Origin of the sequence: Microvirga zambiensis WSM3693, from assembly GCF_016735695.1 — a bacterium.
GTDB lineage: Bacteria > Pseudomonadota > Alphaproteobacteria > Rhizobiales > Beijerinckiaceae > Microvirga > Microvirga zambiensis.
Window position 1 is genome coordinate 1 of record NZ_JAERQD010000112.1, and the last position, 11,451, is coordinate 11,451.

An 11,451-nucleotide genomic window follows, 5' to 3' on the forward strand; every position below is an offset into this window, starting at 1 on the left:
ACGATCCTGATCACTATGCCCAAGATCTCGATGCGTACGCCGCGGCCACGCCCGCGACGGTCAAGGCAGCGTTGGGCCAATGGCTGTCCCGCCCGGTCTATGCCCTGACCGTGACGCCAGGCGCGCGCCCGGCCGATCGCGAGGCGCAAGCCGTCACGAAGGCGAGCAAGCCGGCTTCGGCCGTGTCACAGACCCAAGTCCCGGTCGTGAAGCGCGCGCCGGCACCTGCGGTTGGCGAGATCGCCGACCTGACCGTCCCGCCGGTTACGCGGGCGCAGCTCTCGAACGGGATCGAAGTGGTTTACGCGCAGCGTCGCGCCCTTCCGACGACGCAGGTCGCGCTGAGCCTCGACGCCGGCTATGCCGCCGATCCCAAAGCCGCGCGTGGCACGGCGGCCTTGACCACGGCGTTGCTCACGGAGGGGACCACAACCCTCAGTGCGCTTGGGATCGCCGAGCGGCAGGAGACGCTGGGCGCATCGATCACCGCCGGGTCGTCGATGGACCGCACCGGCATTGTCCTATCAGCTCTGACCGCCAACCTCGGCCCGTCGCTCGACCTGTTCGCCGATGTCGCCCTGCATCCGGCGTTTGCCCCCCATGAGGTGGACCGCGGCCGAACTCAGAGGCTTGCCCGGATCGCCGCAGAAAAGACCGAGCCGGGGACGATTGCGGCGCGTTATTTGGCCCCCGCTCTTTATGGCCACGATCATCCCTATGGCATGCCGGGCACGGGCGATGCGCAGGCTGTCGCGACGTTGACCCGTGACGATCTGGCGGAATTCCACCGCGCCTGGTTCCGGCCCGAAAAGGCGAAGCTGTTCGTTGTCAGCGATCTTCCGCTCGCCACCCTGCAGCCGCTGCTCGAAGCCCGCTTTGGCACCTGGAACGGGACCGGCCCCGCCGGGACCAAGCGTTTCGATATCCCAACCCCGGCGCCGCGCCCGCGGATTGTGCTCGTCGATCGAAAGGATTCGCCGCAGTCGCTGATCACGGCCGCCGTCGTCCTCGCCGTCAAAGGGACCGACGACACGCTGGCGCTCGAGAGCGCTGCCGACGTGGTCGGTGGCAGCTTCCTGTCGCGCATCAACATGGACCTGCGCGAGGAAAAGGGGTGGTCCTATAGCGTCCGGGCACGACTTGAGCAGGTGCGTGATCGCATGACCTACACGATCAGCGCGCCCGTTCAGGCTGACAAGACCGGTGCGGCCATCGCTGCGCTGCTGGCCGACCATCAGGCGTTTCTCACGGGCAAAGGCGTCACCGCAGAGGAGCTGGAGCGCACCCGGTCCGGCATGATTCGCGCGCTGCCTGGAGCGTTCGAGACGGCAGGTGCGGTGCTGGGTGCGATGCAGGAGAACGATCTCCTCGGCCGGCCTGACGACTACTACCAGCAGCTCCCAACGCGGATCCGTGCGCTGGATCCGGAGCGGCTCGACGCGGCCATGCGCGGAACGGTCGACCCTGCGCGGATGACGTGGGTCGTCGTTGGCGACGCTGCCTCCGTCCAGCCGCAACTCGAGAGCCTGGCATTGCCGGTGGAGGTGGTTGCCGCGCCCTGATCTGCACGGCTTCGCATCACTTGTCAGTTCCCATCACGTTCTACAATCCCATCCTCTATGTTGAGTTCAGGAAAGATGGCAGTTCAATTGACCCAGGTCCCTGGTGGGCGAAATCGCAAAGCGAAAAGGTTCGCGGATAATGCGCAAACTCTCCCTATTGATTCTCGGTGCAGCCATCGGCGCGGGCGGCGCGACCATGGTGTCAGACCAGCCTGCTGTCGGGCATGAGCGCGGTTGCCGCCTCGGCTGACACGTACCGGCAGCTGAGCCTTTTCGGAGACGTCTTCGAAAAGGTCCGCACGGATTACGTCCAGAAGCCTGAAGAGTCGAAGCGGTTCTGTTGCAAATCCGGATCAGAGACGAGAAAGGATCAGGTGCTTGTGGAGAGCTCATGCGGCGAGCAGATCGAATTGCCGGCGAGCCGCACGTCGACGAGCTCTTTGATCAGGCGGTAGGGCACCGAATACCAGTGGCCGTCGACCTCGACATGATAGTCAGGGGCCACCCGGCAGCGCTTCCAGCGGGCGAAGGCATAAGGCTCGTCGGGCAGAGGGCTGCCGAGATCACGGCTGACTACACCGCCATGATCTATGCCGCCACAGTCGAGGAGATTGCGGAGCGGCGCAGGGCCTTTCTGCGCAAATGGCGGCTGCGCCACCCGGCGGTGGCCAACAGCCTGGAGGAAGCGGGCGAGGCGCTGTTTGCCTTCACAAAGCTGCCGCCCTCGCAGTGGAAGTCGGCCCGGACGACGAATGCCATTGAGCGGCTGCACGAGGAGTTCAAGCGGCGGATCAAGACCCAGACCGTGCTGCCCTCGGATGCCACCGCCGCCATGTTGTTCTGGGCTCTGCTCGCGTCCGGTCAGATCACGATGCGCAAGGTTGACGGCTGGAAGACGCTCACCCAAGCATCAGCCCCCCAGGAGGCGATTGACCTCGCCGCCTGACCCAATACGATGTTCATACCGGAGATCGCGCCACCTAAATTTCTACACAACTCGCGACGGCACCCGTCCCTATCCCATGACAAGAATCCGCTGGCCGCTGGGCGATAAGTCGCGTATCCGGAACGTCTCCAATTGGTCAGAGGCGCTCGGAGAGCATCTTTATACCAAAGCCGATAAGCAACGTTCCCGCAAACCTGTCAATCCAGGCCCTGGACTTCCTGTATGCCGCTTGAGCGGGAGGAGACGACATCAGCATGGCTACGAATCCGTACCACACCATCTCCAGTACAAAGCCGCCAAGCAGGACGATGAGCTTTACAGATGTGTCCGCATCAGCGGAAATTGCAACGGCATACAATCCGAGGAAGAACACGATGCCCTTTGGATTGGTCAATTCCACCAGTGTCCCTACGCGAAGACCGGACCAAAACGTCCTACTGGAGGGAGGCACGCTGTCATCGCATGCTGCCGACGATGACCAATTGGAAATGCCAAGATATACTAGATACGCGCCTCCAACGATCTGAATAGCCGACGCGACCCAGTCCACACGCACGATCAGCACGGCAAGCCCAGTCATGGACAGAACTGCGTAAAAGGTCGCTGCGAGCGATAGACCTAAAGTGGCCCCCAAAGCCGATGGCAAGGCGCCCGACATCGCCAAGCGCGATACCAAAGCAAAATTTGGGCCTGGGCTTATGATTACGCCAGCATATATACTCAAGGTTGTTAGAGTTGTCCAAACATTGTCTTGCATTCTTCGCCCCGTTCCTTGTTAAACATACGATCGCTGTGGCTGTTCCGGTTTCCCAGAATTCTTGAGAATGACCGACAGCTTCTCCAATGCTGTCGTAAGATCGGGCAGTTCGGGACCGCCCACGCAAAGCCGCACCCCGCCGTCATTGGCATTGGGATCTACCTTGGTGGCTGTCGGCGGTGTCACGCGGATTCCAACCGCGAGGTTTGCTGCCACGAAGCTCTCGGCTCCGTGATGGGACATTGGAAACCAGATATGAAAACCCTCATGATCAGGGAAAACGGCCACCTCGCCCAGATAGGATCTAGCCAGATCCAATCTCCTTGACGATTCAACCTTGATGGATGTCCGAACAGTTTGAGCTATTCCGCTCACGAGCCATTCGGTCATCACCGCGCAAGAAAACGGCGACATCGTCGACGAGGTCGCCGACAAAGCGGCTTCAGCCTTGTCAATATGGCTAGGTGGAGCGACAAGACAGCCAATACGCAAGCCTGGACTGACCGTCTTTGAGAGACTGTTTACATAGAAGGTCCGTTCAGGAGCTAGCATAGCGAGGGGCGGAAATCCTGATGAACCGAGTGAGTACACGTCGTCCTCGACAATCAGAGCCTCGTGTTTTCTGCAGACGTCTGAAATCTCAAGCCGACGGCGTTCTCCCATGGTTGCTGTCGTGGGATTCTGCATTGTGGGAGTCACGTAAACAACCCCGCCGGATGCTCGATCCAGCGCATCATCGAGGGCTTCTGGCCGCATTCCCTCACGGTCCGTTTCAATGCCTTTTAGTTGATAAAAAGTATGGCGTGTCAGGGCAATTGCGCCAGGATAGGTCTGAGACTCGGTGATGATCGTTCCACCCGGCTTGCTTGCCACGGCAAAAGCAACCGCCAATGCTTGTTGAGCACCGTTGCATAGCAGGAGTTGCTCCACCTTCACATGCATCCCAAGCCCGGTAAGCCATTGAGCCATCTGCCTGCGATGTTCGATGTGTCCAGCGTCAGGGGGGTATCGAGCGAACAAGTCGACGTCTATATCGCGTGCAATATTCATCAGTGTCTTCGCAAGCATCCGCTCGCCAATCAATCGCGGTGGCGTGTTTACACTGAGGTCGATCATCGCCTCCGTTGTCCTGGGAATGGTGGTGACGAAAGTCCCTCGCCCTCTTTCGCTGCGTATCAACCCACGGCGCTCAAGGATGGCATAAGCCTTGGTCACCGTTCCCACGCCAATACCAAGGCGGTAGGCGACATCACGGTGTGGCGGCAGGCGGTCGTTTGCTGCGAGCCGGCCCTCAAGAATGTCATCTGCCAAGGCTCTTACCAACCGTTCACTTGGCTGGGCATCCATAGCAACGAGATACGGCTCCCACGGGGATTTGAGAAGCATATCACCTCCACAAATAGTGTCGCACGACACTTTTATAATAGCGAGAGAAGTGTCTCATGCACTACTCAGTTGCGCAACGTAGCGAATCTATAACGACTGCAGTGGGCCTGCGTCGTTAAATTTTGCGATCTGAAAGGTGAGAAAGGTCGGGGCCGATTGGTAGGAAGTTCTGTCAACGTTTAACAGGGAGGCGTTGTTCTGTGCACGAAACGTGTCTTTTCACACCTGGGCCACTGAGTCTTTCCTTCGATGTAAAAGCGGCTATGAAGGTGGACTTGGGGTCGAGAGATGAAGCATTCAAACAAGTCACGCAACGCGTGAGAGAACGGTTGCTATTTGTTTCCGGCGGGCAGACAACTCACTCGGCCATACCTATACAGGGTAGCGGCACCTTTGCGATGGAGGCGTCCCTCACCACTTTCCTCGGTCAGGACGACAAAGCTCTTGTGTGCGTCAACGGGCTTTATGGCGAACGCATTGCAACAATTCTTGCAAAGATCGGGATAGCCTTCCAGGTGGTTCGCTTCTCTGACGCGGCGCCCGTAGATCTGACGGTTGTGGAGCGCACAATTAGTCAAGACAGGGGATTTACCCATTTGTGCATTGTCCACTGCGAGACCACGACCGGCCTCGTCAACCCACTTCACGACCTCGTGGAGATTGGTCGACGACATGGCATGGTTACAATCGTCGATGCGATGAGTTCGTTCGGAGGACTCCGACTGGAGGACGACATTGGCGGTATCGACATCTTAGTTTCCTCGGGGAATAAGTGCATAGAGGCTCCTGCAGGCGTTGCCTTTGCGATTGTGTCTAACCAGCTGCTGAATTTGGGAAAATCCTATGCACGTTCATATTGCCTCGACATTCTGGACCAGTGGCGGAGCTTTGAAGAGCACCGCGAATGGCGGACAACTCCTCCGACCCACGTGGTACAAGCCTTTGACAAGGCGCTCGAGGGACTTATCGAGGAAGGTATTTCTGCAAGAAACGCTCGGTACTCAGGAGTTAGAGGGAAGCTCCTTTTCGGGTTGAGGCCTCTCGGTTTCCGGACGGTGATTCCGCCGGAATACCAATCTCCAATATGCTTGGCGTTCTGTTCAGCTGAACTCGTACCTGACGAGGCATCCTTCGCTGCCTACTACCGGGCGCTCGCTGACAATGGAATCTACATCTACGCAAAATTCCATGAGGCAACGACCACATTCCGCATCGGTTGTATCGGGCAAATTCGAGATTCCTGGATCGATCAACTGCTGGCGGTAACGACCAAGCACTTTCGCATTTCGCCTTCTATTCGCCGCATAGGTAAGCTGCAGGAGCATCGCAATGCTGAAGAAGAATGATGAGCAAGCGCGTTGGGCCCATCCCGCAACCGCATCACTCCATGCAGGCTTCAGGAGTGATCCTACAACAAAAGCAGTGTGCGTACCGATATATCAAAATACCGCATACGAACTCGAGGGAGACCTTTCCAAGATCGCTGACGTCTACAATGTAAAAGAAGACGGATACACTTACACTCGGATCATCAATCCGACGACGAGGGCGCTTGAGGCACGATTTGCCGCTGTTGACAATGCAGCGGATTGCTTGGCTGTCGCCTCAGGTCAGGCCGCGACCTTCACTGCACTGGCAAACCTATGCAGTGGCCAACCAGGTGATAACGTCGTTGCCTCTCCCTTCCTCTATGGAAACACATGGAACCTGCTTCACAATACGTTTCGCAGGCTTGGTATTGAAGCGCGAACTGCCGGGAATTCCGACCCTGCCGAGTTCGAAAGACACATTGATGACCGCACCATTTGCTTATTCGGTGAGTGTGTCTCCAATCCGATCCTCGATCCGCTGCCATTGCGCAATCTAGTCGAGATCGGGCGAAAAAGAGGCATTCCGGTTGTGGTGGACAACACGACCACCCCCCTCGTCTGCCGCCCCGCGAGGCTCGGCGCGAATATGGCAACGTATTCTGCGACCAAGTACGTTTGTGGACACGGCACTACCCTTGGCGGCTTGATTTCGGACTACGGAAATTTCCCTTTTCATCAGTTTCCCAACCGCTTTCCCTTGTTTTCAGGGCCCGACGAAGCGCACGGCGGCATCCTCTGGCCCCAAGCCGTACAGGAGGTCAATGATCTCGGAAAGAGTGCAGCACTCCTGAAGGCACGAATGACGTGGCTACGCGATGTTGGCGCTTGCGCGAGCCCGTTCAACAGCTTTCAGCTTTTGCAAGGACTGGAAACATTGCATCTACGGATGCGCCAGCATTGCGAAAGCGCCGCAGCGGTCGCTGAGATGCTGGAAGACCATCCGAAGGTTGTACGGGTGACGTATCCATCACTGTTCACTGGGCGGAAGAAGGAACTCGCGGACGACCTGTTCGACAAGAGCTATGGCTACGGGGCCATGCTCATGTTCGAAGTCAGTGACGCTGCAAATGGACGCGCGCTCATCGAAAACATTGAGATGCTCTACCACGTCTCGAACGTTGGAGATGCACGCACCCTCATCACGCATCCGGTGTCCACGACCCACACGACGGTGCCTCGAGAAACGAGAATGGCCGCCGGTATCAATGATGGAACGATCCGCCTCTGTATTGGCCTCGAACATACAGAGGACATCATACGGGACTTGGAGCGAGCGCTTTCAGCCGTCAATTAATTGCCAATTACAAAAATTTCGAGGAAATCATGATTGCTCAAGAGGCCTGGCCGCTGAGGGATGCTCGTTTCGAAAGCGTCAGCTTTCCCTCCGACATAAAGAGAGCACTCGCCACGTTGCGAACGGACAATATGACGGGTGCACTATACATCGCGAAAGATTATGCAGTAATCGTTGCTTTTGCTGCACTTGCATCGCAAGTCTCGTGGTGGTTCTATCCTCTGTCGGTTTTGTTCATCGGAGCGCATCAGCGTGGTTTGACCACTATTGCCCATGATGCGGCCCACAAGACCTTGGCGAGGAATGTTAAATTAAACTACTTTCTTGGCATTGTGTTCGCCGCCTATCCACTTTTTCAACGGCACTGGGCCTACCGGATTTCACATGTTCATCTGCACCATCCACATTTGGGAGATCCGGAGAAGGATCCAGATCTGAAGTTCTTCCTGGAGAGCGGTGTGTATGATGTACGTCACCCAAAGAAATACCTTTGGGATATTGTCATTTTTCCTTTGGTTGGCGGCGCAACGTTTGGCTACTTGAAGTACCTTTTCACTTATAGATTCAGTGTTAAGAACTCTGACAGCGGTGACGTTGATAAGACTGGAGTTCTTATCGATAAGTGGGGTTTCACGGTGTTTTGGCTGGCTGTATTCAGCGCATGCATAGCATTCAGTTTGCTCGACGAACTCATACTCTTTTGGATCATACCCTATCTTACGACATTCCAGATTATAGGTTGGTTCACCGAAATCGCTGAGCACTCTCCGATGTGCGAAGTTGAAGATACAAACCTTTATCTAACCAGGAATCGGAAGGGGAACTTTCTTGAGCGCATGCTCTTCGGCGTAAATCTGGATGAATATCACCTGGAGCATCACCTCTCGCCCGGCATACCTTTCTGGCTGCTCAAGAAAGCCCAGGAAATTCGGATGGCCGATACTGAATATCGGAATGTAGCAGCCACTTGGAGTGGACTCTTCTGCAAGGGCCCTAAAGGACAGCCGAGCGTTATCTCGCAGCTGATCGATCGCAACCGTCGACTTTATGAAGCCAAACGGCTGACAGATCACGCTGTCGCCACGATTACGTAGAGAGAACAATGCCTCTGGTTGGAGTTACGGCAAATCGTCTCATCGACGACGGGGACCAACGAGAATGGGTTCGGAGGCGATACATTGATGCACTTGAGGCGTATGCGAAGGTCGAGATCGTCGTCCTGCCAACCCGCTCTATTGAAGACAAGAACGGAATTTGGCGATTGGTCAGTCGGTTAGACGGACTTGTCCTGACAGGAGATGAGTCGAACATTGACCCAGAATACTTTGTTCGATCGAACACACCACGGCCCGCTCCGACAGAAGGTGCTTACCGTCGAGCAGAGAGGGATCCCTTTAGAGACATGATGGTGAGTTTGGTTCTTCCTGCCGCTCTGCAGAAGGGATTGCCAATCCTGGGCATTTGTAGGGGCTTACAAGAACTTAATGTGTTCTTTGGAGGGGAGCTCTACGAGAACGTTTCTGCGGACAGAAATATGCTTTGCCATAAAGAGGATTTGTCTCTGCCACGCGATCGACAATACGACCCCGTTCATGAGGTTTCCGTTCAATCCGGAGGGATGTTGGCGCGGATTCTCGGCAGTAGCGGGCCGATATTGGTGAATTCGCTTCACAGCCAAGGGATTCGGTGGTTGGCATCCGGGCTTAATTGCGAAGCGGTTGCCCCTGACGGCTTGATTGAAGCTGCGAGCGTCTCTAATGCGGGAACTTTCCAAGTTGGCGTTCAGTGGCATCCCGAGTGGCATATCGCTGACGACGCAGTATCAAAAATGTTATTTGCCGCATTTGGGAAGGCGTGCTCGGATTTCGAGTCAAAGCGACTGATTGCGGATCGCGCGGAATAGTAGGGCGGATACGTCTGGCGCGAAGCCGCTTTGTTACATGGATCGGATTATGCACGCATTGATGGCCCTCATGCCCGCATTCAGGCGATACGGACGGACTTCGGGCGTCCAAGCTCAAGCATGCGGTTCAAGGCAAGAACGGCAATGGCGACCTCGGTCCTGCGACGGCGATCTGTCCGCGAACGTAAGCCGTCCCCCATCACTCGTAAGCCGTCCCCCATCACTCGTTTGAAGCGGCCTACTACGGTCTCTACCTGATGCCGTACTTACCTGATGCCGTACTTGCAGGACCAGCGCACGCACAGAAGAAGGCACTGTTGCATTAACCTCGGCAGTGTAATCCGGAGCGGCCAGTCGAGGAGCCGTCCTACTTGTCTCTGTTCAAGCGCCGCCGTTTCCCGGTCGAGATCATCCTGTTGTGCGTTGCTGGTACTGCAAATATGGGATCAGCTACCGCGACTTGGCTGAGATGATGCAGGAGTACGGTGTCAGTGTCGATCCATCCACGATCTTCCGATGGGTTCAGCGCTACGCGCCAGAAATCGAGAAGCGGATCCGCCAGTACCAGGGCTCCCGTTCCGGATCATGGCGCGTGGATGAGACCTACGTGCGGATCGGCGGGGGATGGAAATATCTGTTCCGAGTTGTCGACAAGCACGGACAGTTCATCGACTCCATGCTGTCTGCTCGACGCGATACAGGCGCGGCTTATCGCTTCCTGCGCAAAGCTCTGAAGATGATGAGCGAGCATCCACCATCCTCGATCACAACCGACAAACTGGCTTCTTATCCCAAGGCAATTCGGCGCTTGCAGGATGAAGGGCTGCTGTCGAAGGATGTCGAGCATCGGACGTCGAAATATCTGAACAATATTATTGAGGCGGATCACGGCGCGCTCAAGCGGATGATCCGCCCGACCCGAGGGTTCCAGCGAATGAAGACAGCCTCGACGACGCTGAAGGGTTTTGAGGTCATGCGAATGGTCCGCCGAGGTCACTGCGTCCTGGGTCATCGGGGCGTGACAGGCGAAATCCGTCTCGTGAACCAGTTATTCAATCTTGCCGCATGAGGAAACGCACCGATAGGCTCATTTCGGCCTATCGGAGTTAACGCAACAGAGCCCAGAAGAATGATCTCGCCCGGAAACTGGCGGCGTTTGAACAGAGACAACAGAGCGATTCCCCGACTGGCCGCCTTCGTCCAAACCGCCAAGGTTAATGCAACGGAATTCCAGAGAGGGTACAATGCAGCCAAGACAAGTAAATACAATCGAAGACGCCCGCCAGATCCTAAAAGACCGTGACCTTAGCCACGTCAAAGTTGGGGTGATTGATCTCGACGGAATTGTCCGTGGCAAGTATATGTCTCGCGACAAGTTCTTCTCAGCCTTAGAATCTGGCTTCAAACTTTGCGAGGTGATCTTCGGCTGGGATTCAAGCGACCAGCTTTATCCCAACGCTCAGTTTACTGGGTGGCACACGGCTTTTCCGGATGCAGTTGTGCATATCGACCCCACAACCTGCCGCAGCGTCCCAGAAGAAGGCAACATGGTCTTCTTCCTAGCCGATTTCGAGGGACGGGCGGCAGAACTGTGCCCGCGAACCCTTTTGAAGAAAGTGATTTCACGTGCGGATGCGCTTGAGTTCAAGGCCACAGTCGCCGCTGAATTTGAGTTCTTTGTCTTCGATGAAACGTCCGACAGTGTTCGAAAGAAAGGATACAGAAACCTGGAAACCCTTTCACCAGGCTCCTTCGGATATTCTACGCTGCGCTCCTCAGTTCATTCGGAGATCTATCACGATCTCATGAGGCTGGGGGCAGAAATGGATGTGCCGCTCGAAGGCCTGCACACTGAGACGGGGCCAGGCGTTCTGGAGGCAGCTATCGAACACACGGATGCACTGACCGCTGCGGACCGGGCGATCGTATTCAAGACCTTCTCCAAAATAATGGCGCAGCGCCGGGGAAAGATGCTGACGTTTATGGCCAAGTGGTCAAACAACGTGCCTGGACAGAATGAAATCGCCTCGTGATCCTCGCTATGCCCGCTATCGCTTTCCGGCTGAAGTGATCAGCGATGCCATCTGGTTGTACTTCCGATTCCCGCTCAGTCTGCGGATGGTCGAGGAGATGCTGGCAGCCCGAGGCATCCTGGTGGCACCGTCATGTTAACCGGTGGGTGACCGGATCGAGGCATATGTGAGGGATGAAAAATGCTCGTCATCCTCGCTAC

Annotated in this window: 8 protein-coding genes and 5 pseudogenes; 10 read left to right on the forward strand and 3 right to left on the reverse strand. The window is 56.3% G+C overall.

The window, feature by feature from the left end:
* Together JKL46_RS32980 and JKL46_RS36075 are read left to right on the forward strand one after the other, a co-directional pair.
* The coding region (locus JKL46_RS32980; protein WP_201842544.1) for a M16 family metallopeptidase at positions 1 to 1,562 on the forward strand (1,562 nt) is incomplete at its 5' end.
* A 139-nt stretch (positions 1,563 to 1,701) separates the two neighbouring features.
* A pseudogene (locus JKL46_RS36075) lies at positions 1,702 to 1,894 on the forward strand (S41 family peptidase); the annotation flags it as partial.
* 71 nt (positions 1,895 to 1,965) lie between these two features.
* On the opposite strand, the pseudogene JKL46_RS36495 reads toward JKL46_RS36075, so the two are convergent.
* A pseudogene (locus JKL46_RS36495) lies at positions 1,966 to 2,118 on the reverse strand (Mu transposase domain-containing protein); the annotation flags it as partial.
* A 3-nt stretch (positions 2,119 to 2,121) separates the two neighbouring features.
* Here JKL46_RS36495 and JKL46_RS32985 point away from each other — a divergent pair.
* Positions 2,122 to 2,508: pseudogene (locus JKL46_RS32985) on the forward strand (transposase); the annotation flags it as partial.
* Between the two features lie 136 nt (positions 2,509 to 2,644).
* On the opposite strand, the gene JKL46_RS32990 reads toward JKL46_RS32985, so the two are convergent.
* Together JKL46_RS32990 and JKL46_RS32995 are read right to left on the reverse strand one after the other, a co-directional pair.
* Complete coding sequence (locus tag JKL46_RS32990) at positions 2,645 to 3,265, reverse strand: LysE family translocator (RefSeq protein ID WP_009488737.1); 621 nt, start codon at positions 3,263 to 3,265, stop codon at positions 2,645 to 2,647.
* An 18-nt stretch (positions 3,266 to 3,283) separates the two neighbouring features.
* The gene (locus tag JKL46_RS32995; RefSeq protein ID WP_201842546.1) at positions 3,284 to 4,651 is read right to left on the reverse strand and encodes an aminotransferase-like domain-containing protein; all 1,368 of its coding nucleotides are present in this window, start codon (positions 4,649 to 4,651) and stop codon (positions 3,284 to 3,286) included.
* 263 nt (positions 4,652 to 4,914) lie between these two features.
* On the opposite strand from JKL46_RS32995, the gene JKL46_RS33000 reads away from it, so the two are divergent.
* From JKL46_RS33000 to JKL46_RS33030, 7 genes and pseudogenes are all read left to right on the forward strand, one after another.
* Positions 4,915 to 5,997 carry a 2-aminoethylphosphonate--pyruvate transaminase gene (locus JKL46_RS33000; RefSeq protein WP_246529702.1) on the forward strand — a complete coding sequence of 361 codons (1,083 nt, stop codon included), beginning with the start codon at positions 4,915 to 4,917 and terminating at the stop codon, positions 5,995 to 5,997.
* Entirely contained in the window at positions 5,981 to 7,315 is a 1,335-nt protein-coding gene (locus JKL46_RS33005; RefSeq protein ID WP_009488743.1) for an O-acetylhomoserine aminocarboxypropyltransferase/cysteine synthase family protein, read from the forward strand. The genes JKL46_RS33000 and JKL46_RS33005 overlap by 17 nt, the downstream gene beginning before the upstream one ends.
* A gap of 29 nt (positions 7,316 to 7,344) precedes the next feature.
* Complete coding sequence (locus tag JKL46_RS33010; RefSeq protein ID WP_009488745.1) at positions 7,345 to 8,409, forward strand: fatty acid desaturase family protein; 1,065 nt, start codon at positions 7,345 to 7,347, stop codon at positions 8,407 to 8,409.
* Between the two features lie 8 nt (positions 8,410 to 8,417).
* A complete protein-coding gene (locus tag JKL46_RS33015) occupies positions 8,418 to 9,218 on the forward strand; it encodes a gamma-glutamyl-gamma-aminobutyrate hydrolase family protein (RefSeq protein ID WP_201842550.1) in 801 nt (266 codons plus the stop codon).
* Between the two features lie 371 nt (positions 9,219 to 9,589).
* Positions 9,590 to 10,287, forward strand: a pseudogene (locus JKL46_RS33020) (IS6 family transposase).
* Positions 10,288 to 10,462: 175 nt separating this feature from the next.
* Positions 10,463 to 11,251 carry a type I glutamate--ammonia ligase gene (locus JKL46_RS33025; RefSeq protein ID WP_201842552.1) on the forward strand — a complete coding sequence of 263 codons (789 nt, stop codon included), beginning with the start codon at positions 10,463 to 10,465 and terminating at the stop codon, positions 11,249 to 11,251.
* Positions 11,235 to 11,369: pseudogene (locus JKL46_RS33030) on the forward strand (IS6 family transposase); the annotation flags it as partial. The gene JKL46_RS33025 and the pseudogene JKL46_RS33030, both read left to right, overlap by 17 nt.
* Positions 11,370 to 11,451 lie beyond the last annotated feature (82 nt).